Below are 21037 nucleotides of genomic sequence, written 5' to 3' on the forward strand. Positions count from 1 at the left end.
TCCGCTTCTTCCGCTTCTTCCGCTTCTTCCGCTTCTTCCGCTTCTTCCGCTTCTTCCGCCTCCTCCGCTTCCTCCGCCTCCTCCGCCCCCTCCGCCCCCTCCGTCGCACCGCCCCCTCCGTCGCACCGCCCCCCGTCCACCCAACGCGACGCATGCACCATCAACGCGCATCGCGTCACGAAATCTTCATTCAATTCTTCGCACACGCTGCCGTTAAAGTCGGGCGTCCCGTCGCCTCTGCCGCCCTCACCCTCACCCTCGCCCATGCCCGCGCCCCATCCCGACTCGTCCACCGCCCACACCACGCGCCTGATCGTGGAGCGTGCGCTCGCGGCCGTGTTCCAGCCGATCGTCGACCTCGGGTCGGGGACGGTCGTCGGCTACGAAGGCCTGATCCGCGGCCCACGCGGCACCGACCTCGAGGCGCCGGCCGCGCTGTTCGCGCAGGCCGCGCGCGAAGGCGCGACCATCGCGCTCGAACAGGCCGCCGCGCTCACCTGCCTAGACGCGTTCGCGGCGCTCGGCTGCGACGGCAAGCTGTTCCTCAATTTCAGCGCCGGCACGATCCTGCAGCTCGCCATCGAGCGCGAGCGCGCGCGCCAGTTTCTCGGCCGCGCGCGCATCGGCGCGGAGCGCATCGTGATCGAGCTGACCGAGCAGAACGCGATACTGGATGTCGCGCACATCGGGCCGGCGGTCGCGTCGCTGCGCGACGCCGGCATCCAGTTCGCGCTCGACGACTACGGCACCGCCAACGCGAGCATGAACCTGTGGCTGCGCCTGCAGCCGGACGTCGTGAAGGTTGACCGCTTCTTCATCCACGACATCTCGCGCGACCCGCTCAAGTTCGAGGCCGTGAAGGCCATGCAGCACTTCGCGCAGGCGAGCGGCGCGCGACTGATCGCGGAAGGCATCGAGAACGAATGCGACCTGATCGTCGTGCGCGACATGGGCATCTGCTGCGTGCAGGGCTTCCTGCTCGGGCGGCCGGACGCGCAGCCGTCGCGGGTCGTCGCGCCGGCCGCGCGCGATGCGATCCGCGCGCCGCACATCGCGGTGTTTCCCGGCGCGACGCGCACCGTGCGGCCGGCCGGCACGATCGCCGCGAAAATGCTCGTCGCCGCGCCGCCGCTGCCGCGCGACGCGACCAGCAACGACGTGCTCGACCTGTTCAACCGGATGCCCGACCTGCATGCGGTCGCGCTCGTCGAACACGGGCGGCCGGTCGCACTCGTGAATCGCCGCGGCTTCATCGACCGCTTCGCGCTGCCGTATCACCGCGAGGTGTTCGGAAAGAAACCGTGCCTGCAGTTCGCGAACGATGCGCCGCTGATGATCGACAACGCGACGACGTTCGAGCAACTCGCGACGCTGCTCGCGAGCCACGACCAGCGCTATCTCGCGGACGGCTTCGTGATCACCGAACACGGCCGCTACGTCGGGCTCGGCACCGGCGAGAGCCTCGTGCGCGCGGTGACCGAGATGCGCATCGAAGCCGCGCGCTACGCGAACCCGCTGACCTTCCTGCCCGGCAACATCCCGATCAGCGCGCACATCGACCGCCTGCTCCAGCGCGACGCCGGCTTTCATGCGTGCTACGTCGACCTGAACCAGTTCAAGCCGTTCAACGACCAGTACGGCTACTGGCAAGGCGACGAGGTGCTGAAGTTCGCCGCGACGGTGCTGGCCGGCGTGTGCGACCCGCAGCGCGACTTTCTCGGGCACGTCGGCGGCGACGATTTCCTCGTGCTGTTCCAGCACGACGACTGGCACGTGCGCGCAACCGACGCGATCGCGCGCTTCAACGAAGGCGCGCAGCGCTTCTACACGCAGGCCGACCGGCAGGCAGGCGGGCTGCGCGGCGAGGACCGCCACGGCAACCCGGCGTTCTTCGGCTTCGTGACGATGGCGATCGGCGCGGTCGGCGTGCCGGCGGGTGCGCACGGCGCGATGCGCTATGGCAGCGACGAGATCGCGTCGGTCGCGGCGCTCGCGAAGCGGCGCGCGAAACAGCAGCCGGGCGGGCTCGCGGTCGTCGATCTCGATGCAGGCCGCGCGGCGCTGCGCGATCGCGGCGGGCCGCCGCACGCGGCGGCGGACTGAACGGCGGGCGGTTGCCGCACGCAAGCGCGCTGCCGGCCGGTGCGGACGGCGGTGCCGGCGCCCGCGCATCTGGGCCCGCCCGATCGACTCCGGGCAACGGCCTGCCGCTCGTCCGTCGCGGACCGGGCATCCGAACGCGTGCGCCTCGTCCGCCCCGCCGGCATCGCCCCTTTCCATGCGATCACCTTGCCTTTTCCGCATTTTGTTTAGTATTTTTAGTAACGTCGTTTTCGCAGATTAGCGCGTAAAAACCCGTTATTTCCGGGTATTCCCCGGTTATCCGGCCCGAATTTGGCGCCGTGTTTTACTATACAATCGCCGTCATCCTAAACAAACCGGACCCGAACGATGGGCACCACCATTCGCGACGTAGCGCGGGCGGCAGAGGTCTCGATCGGCACCGTCTCCCGCGCGCTGAAAAACCAGCCGGGCCTGTCGGAAACCACGCGGGCGCGCGTCGTCGAGATCGCGCAGCACCTCGGCTACGACCCGGCCCAGTTGCGCCCGCGCATCCGCCGGCTCACGTTCCTGCTGCACCGCCAGCACAACCGCTTTCCCGCCAGCCCGTTCTTCTCGCACGTGCTGCACGGCGTCGAGGACGCGTGCCGCGAGCGCGGCATCGTGCCGACGCTGCTCACGGTCGGCCCGAACGACGACGTGCTGCGCCAGATGCGCCCGCACGCGCCCGACGCGATCGCGGTGGCCGGCTTCATCGAGCCCGAGACGATCGAGGCGCTCGCCGCGACCGGCCGGCCGCTCGTGCTGATCGACCTGTGGGCGCCCGGCCTGCGCTCGGTGAACATCGACAACGCGACGGGCGCGGCGCTCGCGATGCGCCACCTGCTCGCCATCGGCCGCTCGCGGATCGCGTTCATCGGCGGCTCGGCCGCGCACTTCAGCATCGCGCAGCGCGCGATCGGCTACCGCCGCGCGTTCTTCGAAGCCGGGAGGCTGTTCGATCCCGCGTACGAAGTGACGATCGACGCCGGGCTCGACCCCGACACCGGCGCCGCGCGCGCGATGCAGCAGCTGCTCGACGCGCCCGGCCCACGCCCGGACGCCGTGTTCGCGTACAACGACGCCGCCGCGCTGGCCGCGCAGCGCGTGTGCATCGCACGCGGCGTGCGGATTCCGGAAGACATCGCGATCGTCGGCTTCGACGACATCCCGGCCGCCGCGCACGCGAACCCACCGCTCACGACGCTCGCCGTCGACAAGGAAGCGCTCGGCCGCCGCGGCGTCGAACTGCTGCTCGCCGAATCGCCCGAGCGCACCGAGATCTCCCTGCCCGTCGAACTGATCGTACGGGCCAGCAGCCAGCCCGCCGGCTCACCGGCACTCGATACCGCCACGGTCACCGAATCATGAACATGCCCCCGGTCCAATCCCGCACGGCCGCGCCGGCCGCTCACGCGCAAGCGGCACCGTTCGTCGCGAGCTTCCGCGATCCGTCGTTCCTGCTGTCGCACATCGAGGACACGCTGCGCTTCTACGCGCAGAACGCGTTCGATCCGACGGGCGGCTTCTACCATTACTTCCGCGACGACGGCAGCATCTACAACCGCACGTCGCGGCACCTGGTCAGCAGCTGCCGGTTCGTCTTCAACTACGCGATGGCGTACCGGCATTTCGGCGATCCGCGCCACCTCGACTACGCACGCCACGGGCTGCGCTTCCTGCGCGACGCGCACTGGGATGAAGCGCTGCAGGGCTACGACTGGGAACTCGACTGGCGCGACGGCGCGAAACGCGCGACGCTCGACGGCACGCGCCACTGCTACGGGCTCGCGTTCGTGCTGCTGGCGGCCGCGCACGCTGCGATGGCCGGCATCGATGAAGCGCGCGCGCTGATCGCGTCGACCTACGAGCTCGCCGAGCACCGCTTCTGGGACGCGGCCGCCGGCCTCTACGCGGACGACGCGACGCCGAACTGGAACGTGTCGTCGTATCGCGGCCAGAACGCGAACATGCACATGACGGAAGCGCTGCTCGCGGCGTACGAGGCGACCGGCCATCTCACCTATCTCGATCGCGCGGAAAAGCTCGCGACCCACATCACGCAGCGCCAGGCTTCGCTGTCGGGCGGCCTCGTGTGGGAGCACTACCATGCGGACTGGTCGGTCGACTGGGACTACAACAAGGAGGACAGCTCGAACATCTTCCGTCCGTGGGGCTTCCAGCCCGGGCACCAGACCGAATGGGCGAAGCTGCTGCTGATCCTGGAGCGGCACCGCCCGCTCGACTGGCTCGTGCCGCGCGCGGCCGAGCTGTTCGACGCGGCGCTCACGCATGCGTGGGACGCCGATCACGGCGGCCTCTGCTACGGCTTCGGCCCCGACTTCACGATCTGCGACCACAACAAGTATTTCTGGGTGCAGGCGGAAACCTTCGCGGCGGCCGCGATGCTCGGCGCGCGCACCGGCAGCGAGCGCTTCTGGGACTGGTACGACGAGATCTGGCGCTACAGCTGGACGCATTTCGTCGATCACCGCTACGGCGCGTGGTACCGGATCCTCACCTGCGACAACCGCAAGTACAGCGACGAGAAGAGCCCGGCCGGCAAGACCGACTATCACACGATGGGCGCATGCTACGACGTGCTCGCGACCCTCGCGCGCGCGGCGCGCAGCGAGCCGACGCAATGAGCGGCGGCACCTTTCCGGCCTTCGTGTCGGCGGGCGACATCCTGACCGACATGGTGCGCGCGGGCGACGCGCAGTGGACCTCGGTGCCGGGCGGCGCCGGCTGGAACGTCGCGCGCGCGGTCGCGCGGCTCGGCGTGCCGAGCGCGCTCGCGGGCGCGATCGGCGAAGACTGCTTCTCCGACGTGCTGTGGCGTACCAGCGAGGCGGCCGGGCTCGACCTGCGCTTCCTGCAGCGGGTGCCGCGTGCGCCGCTGCTCGCGATCGTCCACGAGACGCGGCCGCCCGCGTACTTCTTCATCGGCGAAGCGAGCGCGGATCTCGCGTTCGACCCGGCGCGGCTGCCGGCCGGCTGGGCCGGACACGTGAAGTGGGCGCACTTCGGCTGCATCAGCCTCGTGCGCGAACCGCTCGCGGGCACGCTCGTCGCGCTCGCGGCCGACCTGCACGCGCGTGGCGTGAAGATCAGCTTCGATCCGAACTACCGGAACCTGATGACGGCCGCGTACCGGCCGACGCTCGAGAAGATGGCCGCGCTCGCCGACCTGATCAAGGTGTCCGACGAGGACCTGCGCCACCTGTTCGGCGGCGACGGCCCCGATGCGGTCGCCGCGGTGCGCGCGCTGAATCCGCGCGCGGCCGTGCTCGTCACGCGCGGCGCGCAGGCGGCCACGCTTTACGCGGACGGCGACGTGCTCGAGGCCAGCCCGCCGCGCGTCGAGGTGGTCGACACCGTCGGCGCGGGCGACGCGTCGATCGGCGGCATGCTGTTCAGCCTGATGGCCGCGCCGCAGCGGTCGTGGCGCGAGCATCTCGCGTTCGCGCTCGCGGCGGGCGCCGCCGCGTGCCGGCATACGGGCGCGCATGCGCCGACGCTCGACGAGGTCGTCGCGCTGCTCGAACGGTGACGGGACGATGACGGCGCGCTGATCGGTCGCCGATTAGCGGCGCTGTACATGCTGCGCCGCAGTGCTACGATGAAGTGTCCTATTGCGGGAGAGGCACGATGGACACGAACACGTTCACGAAAGGCATCTACACGGCCAAGGCGCATACGCAGCACGCCGCCAACGGACAGTTCCAGGGTTACGTGATCCTCGCCCGGGACGACGGCGACGAGACGGAGAACATGCGCTACGACGTCCACACGACGAGTCCGAGCGAGGAAGAGGCGTTCGACGAAGCGAAGGCGCTCGCGCACCGGATCCTCGGCGAAATCGAACTGTAACGCGCGAACCGTGACGCGCCGAACCATCCCGCGCGCGCCGCGGCCCGGTCGCGGCGCGCCGCCGCATTCGGCGCGGCTCAGAGCAGCCGCGCCACCATCGACACCAGCATCGTCAGCACCAGCGTCGACATGAACGGGAACGGGTAGCGCCGCCCGCCGAGCGTCAGCGTGACGTCGCCCGGCATCCGCCCGATGCCGAACTTGCCGAGCCACGGCCAGCAGCGCGTCAGGATCATCACCGCGACGAACGACGCCATCAGCCAGCGCAGCATCCCGGGCTCCCCGTCAGAGCGCGTGCGAGCGGTCGCCGCGCGCGAAGGCGTCGAGCGTGCCGTCGATCCCGCGCGAGAACGCGATCACCTTGAACAACTCGCCCATCTCCGCTTCCGAGATCAGCTTCTGCACCGCGTTCGCGGCCGGCAGGAACTGGTGGATGTCGGAAGGATCGATCGCGGCCAGCGCGTCGGTGATGCCTGCGTTCAACAGGAAGCGCGCCTGCGACGTGTAGCCGAGCAGGTCGGCGCCGGTCGCGACGCCCGCGTCGTAGATGCCCGTGAATTCGACGTGTGCGGTGATGTCCTGCAGCCCCGGGTACAGGAATGCGTCGTCATGCGCGTGATGGCGGTAGTGGCACATCAGCGTGCCGCGGTCGCGCTGCGGATGGTAGTACTCGTGCGCGGGGAACCCGTAGTCGACCAGCAGCACCGCGCCACGCCCGAGCATCGTGCACACGGTACGCGTGAACGCCAGCGCGGCTTCGTGCGTCTCGGTCACGTAGCCGTCGTCGACGTCGAGCGTCGCGAGCACCGGCGGCAGGCCGGCCGCACCGGCGGGCCGGTCGTTGAACACGAATGCGTGCCGCGCGTCGAGCGCGACGCCGCGCTCGAGCCACACGCCGTCCGCCTTCGCGAAGAGGCGCACCGGCATCGCGTCGAGCACCTCGTTGCCGACCACGACGCCGTCGAAGCGCTCGGGCAGCGCGTCGAGCCAGCGCACCTTCGCGGCGAGCGCCGGCGCGGCCGCCGCGATCGTGTCGCGCTGCCGTTCGCGCAGTTCGCCGGACAGGTCGACGATCAGGTATTCGTCGAGCTCGACGCCGAGCGCATCGAGCGCCGCGAGCAGCCCGGCCGCGAGCTTGCCCGTGCCCGCGCCGAACTCCATCACGCGGCGCGTGCCGCTTGCCGCCAGCGCTTGCGCGACGGGATTCGCGAGCGTCTGCGCGAACAGCGGCGACAGCTCGGGGGCCGTCACGAAGTCGCTGCCGTCGTCGGCGCGGCGGCCGAACTTGCGCGCGCCGCCGCTGTAATAGCCGAGGCCGGGCGCATACAGCGCGCGCTCCATGAAGCGGTCGAACGGCAGCCAGCCGCCGGCCGCCGCGATCTCGTCGCGCAGTTGCGCGGCAAGGGTTTCGGACTGCGCGAGCGCGTCAGGGCCGGGAGCAGGTAAACTAGCGGGTTCGTGAGCTTTCGGGTTCATCCCGGCATTGTAAATGACCGTTTCAGCCGATACGTCGCCCCCGCGCATCGCGCTCGTCGCCGGCGCGCTGGGCAGCGCGGCCGACGCCGCGTCGCTCGGTCGCGCGCTCGCGACCGGATTCGCGCAGCACGGCTGGGACATCGCGGTGCAGCGCAGCCCCGGCACGCCGCGCGCGGCCGCCGACGCGCTCGTCGCCGAAGTCGCCGCCCGCGGGCGCCGTGCAGCCGTGCTCGACGCCGATCTGGCCCTGGAAACCGACGCGGCCGCGCTCGTCGCCGCGTGTGCTGCGGCGCTCGGCCGGCCCGCCTGTGCTGTGTTCGTGAGTGCATGCGCCGCCACCGACGACGCGCACACCGTGGACGGCGCATCGCTCGCCGCCGCGCTCGCGCGCAACGTGACGGCGCCGCTCGCGCTGGCCCGGGCGCTTGCCGACGCGACGCCCGACGCCGCGCGTGACGACGAATCGCTGCGCGCCTGCGTGATCCACGTTCTGGATCAGGCCCTGTTTCACCCGGCGCCGGCGCAGTTGTCGCACGCGCTGATGCAGGCCGCGCTGAACCGCGCGACCTCCGCGCTGGCGCTGGCGCTGGCGCCGAAGGTGCGCGTCGCGGCGCTCGTGCGCGGCCACGCGCCGCACGCGAACGACATCGCGGCGGCGGCCTGCTATCTCGCGAGCGCGCCCGGCGTCACGGGCGCGACGCTGACCGTCGACGGCGGCGAGCACCTGGTGCCGCCCGCCGCCGGCCCGAATGAATGAACCGCGCGGATCGCGCGGCGTGATCGCCGCCGCCCGCGCCGCTTTGCGTGCGCGCACGCCAATTTGACTGGGACGACCATGTTTTCCGCTCTCCTGCACCCCCGCCTCGCGGACTGCCGCAGGCTCTACCTGCGCGACTACGAGGTGCACATCAACATCGGGGCCTTCGAACACGAGAAGCGCGGCGAGCAGCGCGTCGTCATCAACGTCGACCTGTTCGTGCCGCTCGCGCTGTCCACCCCCGTCGACGACCGGCTGCATGAAGTCGTCGACTACGACCTGATGAAGCAGAGCGTCGCGCAGTGCGTGGCGCGCGGCCACATCCACCTGCAGGAAACGCTGTGCGACGCGATCGCCGCGAACCTGCTGGCGCACGACGCCGTGCGCGCGGTACGCGTCTGTACCGAGAAACCGGACGCCTATCCGGACTGCGACGCCGTCGGCGTCGAAGTCTTTCGCATCAAGGACGAGGAGCGCGCATGAACGCCCCCCACATGAACGACACGGCGGCCGATGGCGCCGCCATCGAAGCCACCGCCGCCGACACCGGCCGCCGCGTGCTGACGCGCCGCGAGCAGAAGGAAGCGTACGAGAACAACAAGCTGTTCAAGCGGATCGTGCGCCAGGTCGGCCAGGCGATCGGCGACTACAACATGATCGAGCAGGGCGACAAGGTGATGGTGTGCCTGTCGGGCGGCAAGGACAGCTACGCGATGCTCGACGTGCTGCTGCGCCTGCGCGAGCGCGCGCCGATCGACTTCGACATCGTCGCGGTCAACCTCGACCAGAAGCAGCCGGGCTTCCCTGAACACGTGCTGCCCGAGTACCTGACGCAGGTCGGCGTGCCGTTCCACATCGAGAACCAGGACACCTACAGCATCGTCAAGCGGCTCGTGCCCGAAGGCAAGACGACCTGCTCGCTGTGCTCGCGGCTGCGCCGCGGGATCCTGTACCGCGTGGCCGGCGAGCTCGGCGCGACCAAGATCGCGCTCGGCCACCACCGCGACGACATCCTGCAGACGCTGCTGCTCAACATGTTCTACGGCGGCAAGCTGAAAGGAATGCCGCCGAAGCTGCAGTCGGACGACGGCAGGAACGTCGTGATCCGCCCGCTCGCATACGTGAAGGAAACCGATCTCGAGAAATACGCGGAGCTGCGCGAATTCCCGATCATCCCGTGCAACCTGTGCGGCAGCCAGCCGAACCTGAAGCGCGCGGAAATGAAGGCGCTGATCCGCGAATGGGACAAGCGCTTCCCGGGCCGCGTCGACAACATGTTCAGCGCGCTCGCGAACGTCGTGCCGTCGCACCTGATGGATACGACCCAGTTCCCGTTCGCGTCGCTGCGCGCGACCGGCGTTGCCGATCCGCAGGGCGACATCGCGTTCGACGAGGAGCCGTGCGCGTCCGGCGAAGAGACCGCCGCGCCGGGCGCCGCGAAACCGATCTCGATCGTCCAGTTCGACGACCTGTAAGCAGGGTCCGAACACCCGCCGGAACCGGGGCCGCAGCGTCGTTCCGGCGCTGTCGCCCCGCCGCGACAGGCCCGGAACGACGGGGGCCGCATGCTAAAATGGACGGCTTCGAACTCCTCTGACAAGCTGGCGCCATGAATATCGTGATTTTGGCGGCAGGCACCGGCAAGCGCATGCGTTCCGCGCTGCCGAAAGTGCTCCATCCCCTGGCCGGCAGGCCGCTCCTCTCCCACGTCATCGCCACCGCGCGCACGCTGCAGCCGTCGCGGCTCGTCGTCGTGGTCGGTCACGGCGCCGAGCAGGTCCAGGCCGCCGTCGCCGCGCCCGACGTCCAGTTCGCGGTGCAGGCCGAGCAGCTCGGCACCGGCCACGCGGTACGCCAGGCGCTGCCGCTGCTCGATCCCGCGCAACCGACGCTGGTGCTGTACGGCGACGTGCCGCTCACCCGCGCGTCGACGCTGCGGCGTCTCGTCGACGCCGCGCGCGAGGGCCGCTACGGGATTCTGACCGTCACGCTCGACGACCCGACCGGCTACGGCCGCATCGTGCGCGACGCGTCCGGCTTCGTCACGCGCATCGTCGAGCAGAAGGACGCGTCGCCCGAGCAGCTGAAGATCGCCGAGATCAACACCGGCATCATCGTCACGCCCACGGCCCAGCTGTCGATGTGGCTCGGCGCGCTGAAGAACGAGAACGCGCAGGGCGAGTACTACCTGACCGACGTCGTCGAGCTCGCGATCGAGGCCGGCTTCGAGATCGTCACGGCGCAGCCCGACGAGGAATGGGAAACGCTCGGCGTGAACAGCAAGGCGCAGCTCGCGGAGCTCGAGCGCATCCATCAGCGCAACGTCGCCGATGCGCTGCTCGTCGACGGCGTCACGCTCGCCGATCCGGCGCGGCTCGACGTGCGCGGCACGCTGCGCTGCGGCCGCGACGTGTCGATCGACGTGAACTGCGTGTTCGAAGGCAACGTGACGCTCGCCGACAACGTGACGATCGGCCCGAACTGCGTGATCCGCAACGCGTCGGTCGGCGCCGGCACGCGCGTCGACGCGTTCACGCACATCGACGGCGCCGAGCTCGGCGCGAACACCGTGATCGGCCCGTACGCGCGGCTGCGCCCCGGCGCGCAGCTCGCGGACGAGGCGCACGTCGGCAACTTCGTCGAGGTGAAGAACGCGGTGATCGGCCACGGTTCGAAGGCGAACCACCTCACCTACATCGGCGACGCCGACATCGGCGCGCGCGTGAACATCGGCGCGGGCACGATCACCTGCAACTACGACGGCGCGAACAAGTTCCGCACCGTGATCGAGGACGACGTGTTCGTCGGCTCCGACACGCAGCTCGTCGCGCCGGTGCGCGTCGGCCGCGGCGTGACGATCGCGGCCGGCACGACGATCTGGAAGGACGTTGCCGACGGCCTGCTCGCATTGAACGAGAAGACGCAGACCACGAAGAGCGGCTACGTCCGCCCGGTCAAGAAGAAGAGCTGAACCTTTAGCGGGCGCCCGGACGGCGCCCGCGTCGACTTACAGGACTGACCCATTCATGTGCGGCATTGTCGGCGCAGTTGCGCAGCGTAATATCGTTCCGGTGCTGATCGAAGGATTGCGGCGCCTCGAATACCGTGGCTACGATTCGTGCGGCGTCGCCGTGCTCGAGCCGGGCGCGCCCAAGCGCGCGCGCAGCGTCGCGCGCGTCGCCGATCTCGATGCGCAGGTGCAGGAATCGCATCTCGAAGGCACGACCGGCGTCGCGCACACGCGCTGGGCGACGCACGGCGCGCCCGTCACGAACAACGCGCATCCGATCTTCTCGTCGAACGCGCTCGCGCTGGTGCACAACGGCATCATCGAGAACTTCGAGCCGCTGCGCGAAGCGCTGCGCGCGAAGGGCTACGAGTTCGTGTCGCAGACCGACACCGAAGTCATCGCGCACCTCGTGCACAGCCTGTATCGCGGCGACCTGTTCGAGGCCGTGCGCGAAGCCGTGCAGCAGCTGCACGGCGCCTATGCGATCGCGGTGACGCACAGGGACCAGCCACACACCGTCGTCGGCGCGCGCCAGGGTTCGCCGCTCGTCGTCGGCCACGGCGACGGCGAGAACTTCCTCGCGTCCGACGCACTCGCGCTGGCCGGCAGCACCGACCGCTTCACGTTCCTCGAGGAAGGCGACGTGTGCGAGCTGTCGCTCGACGGCGTGAAGATCGTCGATCGTCACGGCGCGCTCGCGCAGCGCGAGATCCGCGTCGTCAGTGCATACGGCGGCGCGGTCGAGCTGGGCCCGTATCGCCACTTCATGCAGAAGGAAATCTTCGAGCAGCCGCGCGCGATCGGCGACACGGTGCCGCAAACCGAAGCGTTCGACGCGACGCTGTTCGGCGATGCGGCCCCCGCCGCGTTCGCGGAGATCGACAGCCTGCTGATCCTCGCGTGCGGCACGAGCTACTACTCGGGCCTCACCGCGAAGTACTGGCTCGAATCGATCGCGAAGATCCCGACCCAGGTCGAGATCGCGAGCGAATACCGCTACCGCGAATCCGTGCCGAACCCGCGCCAGCTCGTGCTGGTGATCTCGCAGTCGGGCGAGACGGCCGACACGCTCGCCGCGCTCAAGCACGCGCAGTCGCTCGGCCACACGCATACGCTCGCGGTGTGCAACGTCGCGACGAGCGCGATGGTGCGCCTCACCGAGATGCAGTTCCTGACGCACGCAGGCACCGAGATCGGCGTTGCGTCGACCAAGGCGTTCACGACGCAGCTCGTCGCGCTGTTCGTGCTGGCCGCGACGCTCGGCAAGCTGCGCGGGCACGTCGACGCCGCGCAGGAAGCCGAATTCCTGAAGCAGTTGCGCCACCTGCCGGCCGCGCTGAACAGCGTGCTCGCGCTCGAGCCGCAGATCATCGCGTGGTCGGAGGAATTCGCGCGCAAGGAAAACGCGCTGTTCCTCGGCCGCGGGCTGCACTACCCGATCGCGCTCGAAGGCGCGCTGAAGCTGAAGGAAATCTCGTACATCCATGCGGAGGCGTATCCGGCCGGCGAACTGAAGCACGGGCCGCTCGCGCTCGTCACTGAAGCGATGCCGGTCGTCACGGTCGCGCCGAACGACACGCTGCTCGAGAAGCTGAAGTCGAACATGCAGGAAGTGCGCGCACGCGGCGGCGAGCTGTACGTGTTCGCGGATGCCGACACGCAGATCGTCAACGACGAAGGCCTGCACGTGATCCGGATGCCGGAACACTACGGGCAGCTGTCGCCGATCCTGCACGTCGTGCCGCTGCAACTGCTCGCATATCACACCGCATGCGCGCGCGGCACCGACGTCGACAAACCGCGCAACCTCGCGAAGTCGGTGACGGTGGAGTAAGCAATCGGCGCAGCGCGGTCCGGCGCGCCGACGAGACTGACGGAGAGACCATGGTAAGACTGTTTGGATGCGGATTGCTGGCGCTGACCTTCGCGTCGACGGGCTGGGCGGCCGAGCACTACGTCGAAGTCTGGAACCCGCCCGAGGCGCGGTTGCCGGCAGCGCGTACGCCGGATGCCCGCACGCCGGCAGCGCGTCCAGGTGCCGACGCGCACGCCGGCGGCAAGACCGTGGAAAAGCACGCGAGCGTGCAGCCGAAGGCTGCGGTCAAGCCGCACAAGCGCCGCGTCGCACAAGCCGTGAAAAGCACGCCGCATCGACCGACCGCCGCGACGGTCGATGCGCCGGCCGCACCGCGCCCGGTCGCGCAGCCTACGCCCGGCCGGCTCACGGTGATGCAGCCGGCCATGCCCGACACGCCGCACGCACTCAAGTTCTCGGACATCCCGCGGCAATACACACCGGACGGCAACGTGCTGCGTGTCGGCACGAGCAGCCGCTCCGCGGAGGTGACGCGATAATGGAAGCGCAGACCTATCACGGCTACCAGATCTGGGGCCATTCGATCCTGCAGCAGGATGAAATCCTGCAGCCCGAACGCTTCGCAGCGAGCGGCACGATCACGCAGAACAATCGGCTCGTCGAAGCGTCGGGCGTGCTCGGCGTGTTCGATACCGAGGACGAAGCGCGCGAAGCGGGGCTCGAATGGGCCCGCGCATGGATCGACAACCATCGCTGAACGGGCCGCGCGGCTGCGCGCGAGCCGTCAACGCAAGAAAAAAGGGGCGTCCATGACGCCCCTTTCTGCATTCGGCCCCGGCCCGCTCAGGCAACGGGCCGCGGCGGCGGCACCACCGTCCGGGGCCGGCCGACGAGCCGCGCCAGCACGACGATCGCGACCAGCGTGACGACGTACGCAACGATCTGGATCCCCGCCGGACGCGCGGTATAGCCGATCAGCGTATGCAGCGCCTTGCCGACGATGCTCGATTCCTTCAGCAGCCACGAGGTATCCCAGACCGCATCGCCCCACGACGGCACGAGGCCGGCGGCAAGCAGGAAGCCGACGCACTGGCTCGCCATCCCCGCCGCGAGCAGCACGATCAGCGCGTTGGTGACGGAGAAAAGGCGCTTGAGTGGAATCTGCAGCAGGCCCGCATACATCGCGTAGCCGAGCCCGGCGCCGCCCAGCACGCCGAGCAGCCCGCCGACGATCATCTGCGGCGTCTGTCCCGGATCGCCCGCCGCGATGCCGTACAGGAACAGCACGGCCTCGGAGCCCTCGCGCAGCACCGCGACGCCGACGACGATCGCGAGCCCCGTCAGCGGCCGGCTGCCGGCTGCGACGGCTCGGCCGACCTCGCCCATGTGCAGCGCCATCTCGCGGCCGTGGCGGCTCATCCAGATGCAGTGCCACGCGAGCATCAGCGTCGCGACGAACATCACGCCGGCGTTGAAGACTTCCTGCCCCATGCCGGAGGCCCACTGCGAAATCACGTCGGCGAACGCGGCGATCAGGCCGGCGCCGATCACGCCGCCGACGAGGCCGCCGCCGACCCACCAGCCGCGGCTCGGCACGCCCTTCGTCGCGGCCATCACGATCGACACCACCAGCGCGGCCTCGAGCACTTCACGAAAGACGATCAGGGCGGTAGACAGCATGGCGATATCCGCTTATTTGACGGTCAGGTGCGTCTTCGACTGCGCTTCATGATACTCGTCGTGGAACTCGTAGGTGCCGGCGTTCAGCGGCCCGACCAGGATCTCCACCGACTTGCCGGCCGGCACGACCTTCTCCGCCTTGAAATCGTCGCTTTCGAATTCCGCGGGCGTCGCATCGAGATTCTTCACGACGAACTTCACCTTCTTGCCGGCCGGAATCGTCACGCCGTCGGGCGAAAACTTGTGGTTCTTCAGGGTCAGGTTGACGACGTCGTCGGCAGCGAATGCGGACGTTGCCGATGCGCCCAGCAGGGCCAGTGCGAAACCGAAAGCGAAGCGATTCATACGGGTACCGAAATGAAATATCGAGGGGAATCGATAGTAAGATCGATTCGCATTTCCCTCTCCCAGTACCCTTACTCATGGCATGGACATCGGGCGTCAGTGATGCGACGCGCACCTTGTCGCGCAAGGCTCCGCGAGATTTCGCCGGCAATACGCGGCCGTCAATCGGGAAAAATTCGGACTGACGCACACGAGCAGATTGCGATTCGTCTGACATCAGCTTTACAAATTGCTTGTGCAGTGTCGAACGCGACGAATGGCTTGACCTTCCCACCATGGCAAGCTTCATGCTGGCGATGTTTGTGAATCGCCAATCAACCCAGGAGAACACGATGGAATTCGAAGTCCAGGACATGACCTGCGGCGGCTGCGCCAACGCCATCACGCGCGCCGTGACGGCAGCGGACCCGGCCGCGAAGCTCGACATCGACGTGGCCGCGAAGACGGTCAAGGTCGAATCGGCGCAAGGCGCCGAACGCGTGCAGTCGATCATCGAAGCCGCGGGCTTCCACCCGGCATTGCGCTCGGCCTGACGCGCGCGGGCGCGGCGCCCCTCGGCACCGCGCCCGTACACCGGCCGCGTCAGCGCAGCCGGATCAGCGTCGACTTCAGCTCGGTGTATTTCTCGAGCGCGTGCAGCGACTTGTCGCGGCCGTTGCCCGACTGCTTGTAGCCGCCGAACGGGAAGTTCATGTCGCCGCCTTCGTCGTAGCAGTTCACCCACACCGTGCCCGCCCGCAGCCGGCGCGACACGTCGTGCGCGGTCGTCAGGTTCGACGTCCACACGGCCGCGGCCAGCCCGTATTCGGTGTCGTTCGCGATCCGCACCGCCTCGTCGACATCGTCGAACACGATCACCGACAGCACGGGGCCGAAGATCTCCTCGCGCGCGATCTTCGCATCGGGCTTTACCTCGAACACCGTCGGTTCCACGTAGAAGCCGCCCGTCTCCTCCTTCACGCGCGCGCCGCCCGTGACGAGCGTGCCTTCCTTGCGCCCGGCATCGATGTAGCCGAGCACGCGCTCGAGCTGGATCCCGTCGACGATCGCGCCCATCGATACCGACGGATCGAGCGGGTTGCCCGGCACGTACGCGCGCGCGGCCGCCACCAGCTTCTCGATGAACGCGTCCTTGATGTCGCGATGCACGAGCAGGCGCGAGCCGGCCGTGCACATCTCGCCCATGTTGTAGAAGATCGCCCCGGCCGCGGCCTGCGCGGCGCGGTCGAGGTCCGGACAATCCGGCAGCACGATGTTCGGCGACTTGCCGCCGAGCTCGAGCCACGCGCGCTTCAGGTTCGACTGCGCGGCGTACTGCATGATCAGCTTGCCGACCGCGGTGGAGCCGGTGAACGCGATGCAGTCGACATCGCGATGCAGCGCGAGCAGCTTGCCCGGTTCGCCTGCGCCCGGCACGACGTTGAACACGCCGGCCGGGATGCCGGCCTCGTATGCGAGCTGCGCGACGCGGATCGCGGTCAGCGGCGATTTCTCCGACGGCTTCAGCACGACGCTGTTGCCGGCCGCGAGCGCCGGGCCGAACTTCCATGCGGCCATCAGGATCGGGAAGTTCCACGGCACGACGGCCGCCACCACGCCGACCGGCTCGCGCGTGACGAGACCGACGAGATGATGGTCGGCCGGCGCGACTTCGCCGCCGACCTTGTCGATCGCTTCGGCGAACCACTCGACGCAATAAGCGGCGCCCGGCACGTCAACCGTCGTGGTGTCGCCGATCGGCTTGCCCGCATCGAGCGTCTCGAGCAGCGAAAGTTCGTCGAGATGCTCGCGCATCAGCGCGGCCCAGCGCAGCAGCACGGCCTTGCGCGCGCGCGGGTTCAGTCCGGCCCACACGCCGGCGTCGAACGCGCGGCGCGCGGCCGCGACGGCGGCGTTCACGTCGGGCTCTCCGCAGTCGGCCACCTTCGCGAGCACGCGACCGTCGATCGGGCTCACGCAGTCGAACGTCCTGCCGCCGTGCGCGTCGCGCGACGTGCCGTCGATGAATGCGCGCCCTTCAATCGTGAGCGACGCCGCCTTGTCCTGCCAGTCAGCCAAAGTCAACTTGTTCATCAGGATGCCTCAATTGTCGTGGCATTCGTGCTGCGGCATGCCGCGCAACGGCAAGACTGCCGGCGACGAATGCGGTGATGCGGGCTCAGAAGGTGGCCGGCGAATTCGCCGACACGACCTCGCAGAGCTGTTCCGCGCTGGGATTGCGAAAACGGTGCGGCAAACGGCTTTCGAAGTAGTAGCCGTCTCCGGGGTCGAGCAGCCAGGTCGCGCCGTCGACGGTGAGCTCGAGCCGGCCCGAAACGACCACGCCGCCCTCGTGCCCCGCGTGCACGAGCATCTCGGGCCCCGTATCGGCGAGCGGCTGGTAGATCTCGCGCATGATGCACATGTTGCGGTCCTTCACGCCCGCGCCGACGAGATGAAATGCGAGCGCGTCGTTGCCAAGGTTCGGCATCTCGTCGCGGCGCGATACGACCGAGCGCGATTCGACGAGTTCGAACGTGAAGAACTCCGCGAGACTCATCGGAATGCATTCGAGCAGTTTCTTCAGCGAGCCGACCGACGGGCTTACGCGCCCCTGTTCGATCAGCGAGATCGTGCCGTTGGTCACGCCGGCCCGCTTCGCGAGTTCACGCTGCGACAGGCCATGCTTGTTGCGCACGAAACGCAGGCGCTCGGCGACTTCGGTGGACATCGATTCGGTTTCGGACACGATAGAAGTGCGGTGAAAAAGTGAAACGACGCGTGGAGCGGCGTTACGCAGCCGTTGAATATTCTAATCACTTTATGCCGCGCATCAGCGGGGAAAACCCTGAAAGGCGTTCGAAATAATGAACACCCAGCGGGTCATTCCATTTACGAATATTTTGTTCGGAGTGCCTCGGGAAAGCCCTGACACGAGACCGTCAAAAAACATTTGACGCCGTTTTTGGCTCGTATATGCTGGCTCTCAGGTCAGCGTCATTGGCCATTCATCGGCACCGAAAAACGTTATTGCAACGTAAAAATTGATGCCCATCGATGTAAATGACGCAGGTCCGGCACCTCGATTATTTTAAACGCCTCACGCGCCGAAACGATCAGGTGTTCAATACTTTCAACAAACCAGTCGAGTGTAATCGTGAGAGTCCGTGGCCCTCTGGTGAGGTGGGATCGAGGCGATGTGCGAAGTTTGCGCAGCGCTGTTCCCGCTTCCGATGGCAGTTGCGGCTGGCATAGTCCTCGCCTGCTGCATCTGTCGATCTACACCATCCTGTCCCGTCGTTCCGTTCGCCGTCACAACGCCGTTTCCGCACGCGCGTTCGTGGCCGTCGATACCGACGAAGTCGCATCGCTGCTGCCATAGCGCCTCTCCTCCTTTTCTCGTCGTTCGTTTCAACTGCCTGCTCGTCAGCCGCGTCGTCTGCGCGGTGACGGAACGCGTTCGCGCATCCATTGCCGCGTCGCGCAGCGCAACGAAACGAACGACGGCCTGACCGTCGCGCGCAGCGCGGATCGCCATGCGAACCCGTTGCGCCCATTCACCAGCGGCCTTGCGCATTTCGCCAGGCTGCGGGGCCGTGTCGCGCCTGCATTTCGCGATTTTCCCGCGTAACGCACGCCATGGCCCTACGGACAACTGATTGACGTCATGGAAAGGAAACCCCTCGTCGGCATCACCGCCGACTTCACGCAAATCGGCGCACATGCGTCGCACACGGTCGGCGACAAGTACGTCGCGGCGATCGTCGACGGCGCACACGCGCTCGCGATGGTGCTGCCCGCGCTCGGCGATCGCCAGTCGACCGACGACGTGCTCGCCACGGTCGACGGCCTGTTGTTTACCGGCAGCTATTCGAACGTCGAGCCGCACCTGTATGGCGGCGAGCCGAGCGAGCCCGGCACGAAGCACGATCCCGCGCGTGACGCGACGACGCTGCCGCTGCTGCGTGCGGCGATCGCCGCTGGCGTGCCCGTGCTGGCCGTGTGCCGCGGCTTCCAGGAGCTGAACGTCGTCTGCGGCGGCACGCTGCATCAGCGCGTGCACGAAGTGCCCGGCCTCGCCGATCACCGCGAGGACGACGACGCGCCGATGGACACGCAATACGGCCCCGCGCACGTCGTGCGCCTGACGCCCGGCGGCGTGCTGCACACGCTCGCCGGCGGCCGCGATGACGTGCACGTGAACTCGCTGCACAAACAGGGCGTCGCGCAGCTCGGTGCCGGCCTCGCCGTCGAAGCCGTCGCGCCGGACGGCCTGATCGAGGCCGTCAGCGTCGTCGACGCACCGGCCTTCGCCCTCGCCGTGCAATGGCACCCGGAATGGCGGCATGCGCATGACCCGCTGTCGAGCGCGATCTTCCGCGCCTTCGGCGACGCATGCCGCGCCCGCCGGAACGCCCGCGAGCGCACCAGGGCCGCCGCCGCGCTCGCATGAGCGCGTCGAACAACCAACGAGAACGAACATGCAAGACATCGACGAATTTCTGAAGCAGCACCGGATCACCGAGATCGAAGCGATCATTCCCGACATGGCCGGCATCGCGCGCGGCAAGATCACGCCGCGCAACAAGTTCACGTCCGGCGAATCGATGCGCCTGCCGCAGGCCGTGATGGTGCAGACCGTCACCGGCGAGTATCCGGAAGACGGCTCGCTGACCGGCGTGACCGACCCCGACATGGTGTGCGTGCCCGACACGTCGACCATTCGCCTGATCCCGTGGGCGGTCGACCCGACCGCGCAAGTGATCCACGACTGCGTGCACTTCGACGGCTCGCCGGTCGAGATCTCGCCGCGCTACGTGCTGCGCCGCGTGCTCGACCTGTACAAGGCGAAGGGCTGGAAGCCCGTCGTCGCGCCGGAGCTCGAGTTCTACCTGGTCGACATGAACAAGGATCCGGACCTGCCGCTGCGTCCGCCTGTCGGCCGCACGGGCCGCCCCGAGACGGGCCGCCAGTCGTATTCGATCGAGGCGGTCAACGAGTTCGACCCGCTGTTCGAGGACATCTACGAGTACTGCGAAGCACAGAACCTCGATATCGACACGCTGATCCACGAAGTCGGCGCCGCGCAGATGGAGATCAACTTCATGCACGGCGACGCGCTGTCGCTCGCCGACCAGGTGTTCCTGTTCAAGCGCACGGTGCGCGAGGCCGCGCTGCGTCACAACATGTACGCGACGTTCATGGCGAAGCCGATGGAAAACGAGCCGGGTTCGGCGATGCACGTGCACCAGAGCATCGTCGACGAGGAGACGGGCCAGAACCTGTTCACGTCGCGGGAAACCGGCGGCGCGACGTCGATGTTCTACAACTACCTCGCGGGGCTGCAGAAATACACGCCCGCCTTGATGCCGATCTTCGCGCCGTACATCAATTCGTACCGCCGGCTGTCGCGCTTCATGGCCGCGCCGATCAACGTGCAGTGGGGCTACGACAACCGCACGGTCGGCTTCCGCATCCCGCACTCGGGCCCGGCCGCGCGCCGCATCGAGAACCGGATCCCGGGCGTCGACTGCAACCCGTACCTCGCGCTCGCGGCGACGCTCGCGGCCGGCTATCTCGGCATGACGCAGCGTCTCGAACCGACCGAACCGCTCGTCAGCGACGGCTACGAACTGCCGTACCAGCTGCCGCGCAACCTCGAGGAAGGGCTCACGCTGATGGCCGCATGCGAGCCGCTCGGCGAAATTCTCGGCCACAAGTTCCTGAAGGCGTATTTCGCGCTGAAGGAAACCGAATACGAAGCGTTCTTCCGCGTGATCAGCTCGTGGGAACGCCGCCATCTGCTGCTGCACGTCTGAGCGTGCGCACGACGAATACGGAATCACGGAGGAAACATGACTTACCGCAATGAATCTGCCTGGATCCAGCCGGCCGCGCCGGCCGCCGCACCGCGCACGACGCAGGCACGCTCGACCGCCGAATACCGCGCGCTCGACGCCGCGCACCACATCCACCCGTTCTCGGACATGGGCGCGCTCAA

At 68.3% G+C, this 21037-nt stretch carries 23 protein-coding genes and 1 pseudogene; 17 read left to right on the forward strand and 7 right to left on the reverse strand.

Annotated elements, in window-relative coordinates:
• Positions 1-266, reverse strand: a 266-nt coding sequence (locus tag DIE11_RS36645) for a hypothetical protein (RefSeq protein ID WP_185633873.1), incomplete at its 3' end; no start/stop codon positions are given.
• Between DIE11_RS36645 and DIE11_RS35105 the strand changes: the two genes are divergently transcribed.
• The 5 genes from DIE11_RS35105 (at position 265) to DIE11_RS35125 (ending at position 5973) form a co-directional block, all read left to right on the forward strand.
• Positions 265-2103: a phosphodiesterase gene (locus DIE11_RS35105; RefSeq protein ID WP_124629780.1), complete on the forward strand. Its 1839-nt coding sequence runs from the start codon at positions 265-267 to the stop codon at positions 2101-2103. The genes DIE11_RS36645 and DIE11_RS35105 overlap by 2 nt on opposite strands.
• A gap of 348 nt (positions 2104-2451) precedes the next feature.
• Complete coding sequence (locus DIE11_RS35110; RefSeq protein WP_124629781.1) at positions 2452-3471, forward strand: LacI family DNA-binding transcriptional regulator; 1020 nt, start codon at positions 2452-2454, stop codon at positions 3469-3471.
• Positions 3468-4748 (forward strand): AGE family epimerase/isomerase, encoded by a 1281-nt coding sequence (locus DIE11_RS35115; protein ID WP_124629782.1) that lies wholly within the window; start codon positions 3468-3470, stop codon positions 4746-4748. Before DIE11_RS35110 ends, DIE11_RS35115 begins: the two co-directional genes overlap by 4 nt.
• Positions 4745-5653: a carbohydrate kinase gene (locus DIE11_RS35120; RefSeq protein ID WP_059605704.1), complete on the forward strand. Its 909-nt coding sequence runs from the start codon at positions 4745-4747 to the stop codon at positions 5651-5653. The genes DIE11_RS35115 and DIE11_RS35120 overlap by 4 nt, the downstream gene beginning before the upstream one ends.
• Before the next feature lie 98 nt (positions 5654-5751).
• Positions 5752-5973, forward strand: coding sequence for a hypothetical protein (locus tag DIE11_RS35125; protein WP_059450680.1), 222 nt, complete (start codon positions 5752-5754; stop codon positions 5971-5973).
• 77 nt (positions 5974-6050) lie between these two features.
• On the opposite strand, the gene DIE11_RS35130 is transcribed toward DIE11_RS35125, so the two are convergent.
• Both DIE11_RS35130 and DIE11_RS35135 read right to left on the reverse strand, forming a co-directional pair.
• Positions 6051-6245 (reverse strand): DUF2905 domain-containing protein, encoded by a 195-nt coding sequence (locus tag DIE11_RS35130; protein ID WP_057928625.1) that lies wholly within the window; start codon positions 6243-6245, stop codon positions 6051-6053.
• Between the two features lie 13 nt (positions 6246-6258).
• Positions 6259-7449 (reverse strand): class I SAM-dependent methyltransferase, encoded by a 1191-nt coding sequence (locus DIE11_RS35135; RefSeq protein ID WP_124629783.1) that lies wholly within the window; start codon positions 7447-7449, stop codon positions 6259-6261.
• A gap of 13 nt (positions 7450-7462) precedes the next feature.
• Between DIE11_RS35135 and DIE11_RS35140 the strand changes: the two genes are divergently transcribed.
• From DIE11_RS35140 to DIE11_RS35170, 7 genes are all read left to right on the forward strand, one after another.
• Positions 7463-8206: an SDR family oxidoreductase gene (locus DIE11_RS35140; RefSeq protein WP_124629784.1), complete on the forward strand. Its 744-nt coding sequence runs from the start codon at positions 7463-7465 to the stop codon at positions 8204-8206.
• Between the two features lie 78 nt (positions 8207-8284).
• Entirely contained in the window at positions 8285-8689 is a 405-nt protein-coding gene (locus DIE11_RS35145) for a dihydroneopterin aldolase (RefSeq protein ID WP_059450683.1), read from the forward strand.
• Positions 8686-9681 (forward strand): tRNA 2-thiocytidine(32) synthetase TtcA, encoded by a 996-nt coding sequence (gene ttcA, locus DIE11_RS35150; RefSeq protein WP_059605714.1) that lies wholly within the window; start codon positions 8686-8688, stop codon positions 9679-9681. The genes DIE11_RS35145 and ttcA overlap by 4 nt, the downstream gene beginning before the upstream one ends.
• Positions 9682-9815: 134 nt before the next feature.
• Positions 9816-11177 (forward strand): bifunctional UDP-N-acetylglucosamine diphosphorylase/glucosamine-1-phosphate N-acetyltransferase GlmU, encoded by a 1362-nt coding sequence (gene glmU, locus DIE11_RS35155; RefSeq protein ID WP_124629785.1) that lies wholly within the window; start codon positions 9816-9818, stop codon positions 11175-11177.
• A gap of 55 nt (positions 11178-11232) precedes the next feature.
• Complete coding sequence (gene glmS / locus DIE11_RS35160) at positions 11233-13050, forward strand: glutamine--fructose-6-phosphate transaminase (isomerizing) (RefSeq protein WP_124629786.1); 1818 nt, start codon at positions 11233-11235, stop codon at positions 13048-13050.
• Between the two features lie 50 nt (positions 13051-13100).
• Positions 13101-13571, forward strand: coding sequence for a hypothetical protein (locus DIE11_RS35165; protein WP_124629787.1), 471 nt, complete (start codon positions 13101-13103; stop codon positions 13569-13571).
• Positions 13571-13789 carry a hypothetical protein gene (locus tag DIE11_RS35170; RefSeq protein WP_059450688.1) on the forward strand — a complete coding sequence of 73 codons (219 nt, stop codon included), beginning with the start codon at positions 13571-13573 and terminating at the stop codon, positions 13787-13789. The genes DIE11_RS35165 and DIE11_RS35170 overlap by 1 nt, the downstream gene beginning before the upstream one ends.
• Before the next feature lie 86 nt (positions 13790-13875).
• Here DIE11_RS35170 and DIE11_RS35175 read toward each other — a convergent pair whose 3' ends face one another.
• On the reverse strand, positions 13876-14712 hold the full coding sequence (locus tag DIE11_RS35175; protein ID WP_124629788.1) for an FTR1 family protein: 837 nt from the start codon (positions 14710-14712) through the stop codon (positions 13876-13878).
• A 12-nt stretch (positions 14713-14724) separates the two neighbouring features.
• Positions 14725-15057, reverse strand: coding sequence for a cupredoxin domain-containing protein (locus tag DIE11_RS35180; RefSeq protein WP_059605730.1), 333 nt, complete (start codon positions 15055-15057; stop codon positions 14725-14727).
• A gap of 332 nt (positions 15058-15389) precedes the next feature.
• Here DIE11_RS35180 and DIE11_RS35190 point away from each other — a divergent pair, with 332 nt between their 5' ends.
• Positions 15390-15590 carry a heavy-metal-associated domain-containing protein gene (locus DIE11_RS35190; protein WP_006754615.1) on the forward strand — a complete coding sequence of 67 codons (201 nt, stop codon included), beginning with the start codon at positions 15390-15392 and terminating at the stop codon, positions 15588-15590.
• Between the two features lie 49 nt (positions 15591-15639).
• Here DIE11_RS35190 and DIE11_RS35195 read toward each other — a convergent pair whose 3' ends face one another.
• Entirely contained in the window at positions 15640-17130 is a 1491-nt protein-coding gene (locus DIE11_RS35195) for an aldehyde dehydrogenase (RefSeq protein ID WP_059685334.1), read from the reverse strand.
• A gap of 85 nt (positions 17131-17215) precedes the next feature.
• Positions 17216-17767: a cupin domain-containing protein gene (locus DIE11_RS35200; protein ID WP_014895828.1), complete on the reverse strand. Its 552-nt coding sequence runs from the start codon at positions 17765-17767 to the stop codon at positions 17216-17218.
• A gap of 468 nt (positions 17768-18235) precedes the next feature.
• Between DIE11_RS35200 and DIE11_RS37325 the strand changes: the two genes are divergently transcribed.
• The 4 genes and pseudogenes from DIE11_RS37325 to DIE11_RS35220 form a co-directional block, all read left to right on the forward strand.
• A complete protein-coding gene (locus tag DIE11_RS37325; protein ID WP_006488040.1) occupies positions 18236-18418 on the forward strand; it encodes a hypothetical protein in 183 nt (60 codons plus the stop codon).
• A 285-nt stretch (positions 18419-18703) separates the two neighbouring features.
• Positions 18704-19489: a gamma-glutamyl-gamma-aminobutyrate hydrolase family protein gene (locus tag DIE11_RS35210; RefSeq protein ID WP_124629789.1), complete on the forward strand. Its 786-nt coding sequence runs from the start codon at positions 18704-18706 to the stop codon at positions 19487-19489.
• A 28-nt stretch (positions 19490-19517) separates the two neighbouring features.
• On the forward strand, positions 19518-20855 hold the full coding sequence (locus tag DIE11_RS35215; RefSeq protein WP_124629790.1) for a glutamine synthetase family protein: 1338 nt from the start codon (positions 19518-19520) through the stop codon (positions 20853-20855).
• 36 nt (positions 20856-20891) lie between these two features.
• Positions 20892-21037 (forward strand): annotated as a pseudogene (locus DIE11_RS35220) (aspartate aminotransferase family protein); the annotation flags it as partial.

Source organism: Burkholderia sp. Bp9012 (assembly GCF_003853825.1).
Taxonomy (GTDB): domain Bacteria; phylum Pseudomonadota; class Gammaproteobacteria; order Burkholderiales; family Burkholderiaceae; genus Burkholderia; species Burkholderia diffusa.

Bases quoted from the DNA above. Each gene is read 5' to 3' on its own strand.
- DIE11_RS35105 (WP_124629780.1), top strand. From the start codon at position 265: ATGCCCGCGCCCCATCCCGACTCGTCCACCGCCCACACCACGCGCCTG.
- DIE11_RS35110 (WP_124629781.1), top strand. From the start codon at position 2,452: ATGGGCACCACCATTCGCGACGTAGCGCGGGCGGCAGAGGTCTCGATC.
- DIE11_RS35115 (WP_124629782.1), top strand. From the start codon at position 3,468: ATGAACATGCCCCCGGTCCAATCCCGCACGGCCGCGCCGGCCGCTCAC.
- DIE11_RS35120 (WP_059605704.1), top strand. From the start codon at position 4,745: ATGAGCGGCGGCACCTTTCCGGCCTTCGTGTCGGCGGGCGACATCCTG.
- DIE11_RS35125 (WP_059450680.1), top strand. From the start codon at position 5,752: ATGGACACGAACACGTTCACGAAAGGCATCTACACGGCCAAGGCGCAT.
- DIE11_RS35130 (WP_057928625.1), bottom strand. From the start codon at position 6,245: ATGCTGCGCTGGCTGATGGCGTCGTTCGTCGCGGTGATGATCCTGACG.
- DIE11_RS35135 (WP_124629783.1), bottom strand. From the start codon at position 7,449: ATGAACCCGAAAGCTCACGAACCCGCTAGTTTACCTGCTCCCGGCCCT.
- DIE11_RS35140 (WP_124629784.1), top strand. From the start codon at position 7,463: ATGACCGTTTCAGCCGATACGTCGCCCCCGCGCATCGCGCTCGTCGCC.
- DIE11_RS35145 (WP_059450683.1), top strand. From the start codon at position 8,285: ATGTTTTCCGCTCTCCTGCACCCCCGCCTCGCGGACTGCCGCAGGCTC.
- ttcA (WP_059605714.1), top strand. From the start codon at position 8,686: ATGAACGCCCCCCACATGAACGACACGGCGGCCGATGGCGCCGCCATC.
- glmU (WP_124629785.1), top strand. From the start codon at position 9,816: ATGAATATCGTGATTTTGGCGGCAGGCACCGGCAAGCGCATGCGTTCC.
- glmS (WP_124629786.1), top strand. From the start codon at position 11,233: ATGTGCGGCATTGTCGGCGCAGTTGCGCAGCGTAATATCGTTCCGGTG.
- DIE11_RS35165 (WP_124629787.1), top strand. From the start codon at position 13,101: ATGGTAAGACTGTTTGGATGCGGATTGCTGGCGCTGACCTTCGCGTCG.
- DIE11_RS35170 (WP_059450688.1), top strand. From the start codon at position 13,571: ATGGAAGCGCAGACCTATCACGGCTACCAGATCTGGGGCCATTCGATC.
- DIE11_RS35175 (WP_124629788.1), bottom strand. From the start codon at position 14,712: ATGCTGTCTACCGCCCTGATCGTCTTTCGTGAAGTGCTCGAGGCCGCG.
- DIE11_RS35180 (WP_059605730.1), bottom strand. From the start codon at position 15,057: ATGAATCGCTTCGCTTTCGGTTTCGCACTGGCCCTGCTGGGCGCATCG.
- DIE11_RS35190 (WP_006754615.1), top strand. From the start codon at position 15,390: ATGGAATTCGAAGTCCAGGACATGACCTGCGGCGGCTGCGCCAACGCC.
- DIE11_RS35195 (WP_059685334.1), bottom strand. From the start codon at position 17,130: ATGAACAAGTTGACTTTGGCTGACTGGCAGGACAAGGCGGCGTCGCTC.
- DIE11_RS35200 (WP_014895828.1), bottom strand. From the start codon at position 17,767: ATGTCCACCGAAGTCGCCGAGCGCCTGCGTTTCGTGCGCAACAAGCAT.
- DIE11_RS35210 (WP_124629789.1), top strand. From the start codon at position 18,704: ATGGAAAGGAAACCCCTCGTCGGCATCACCGCCGACTTCACGCAAATC.
- DIE11_RS35215 (WP_124629790.1), top strand. From the start codon at position 19,518: ATGCAAGACATCGACGAATTTCTGAAGCAGCACCGGATCACCGAGATC.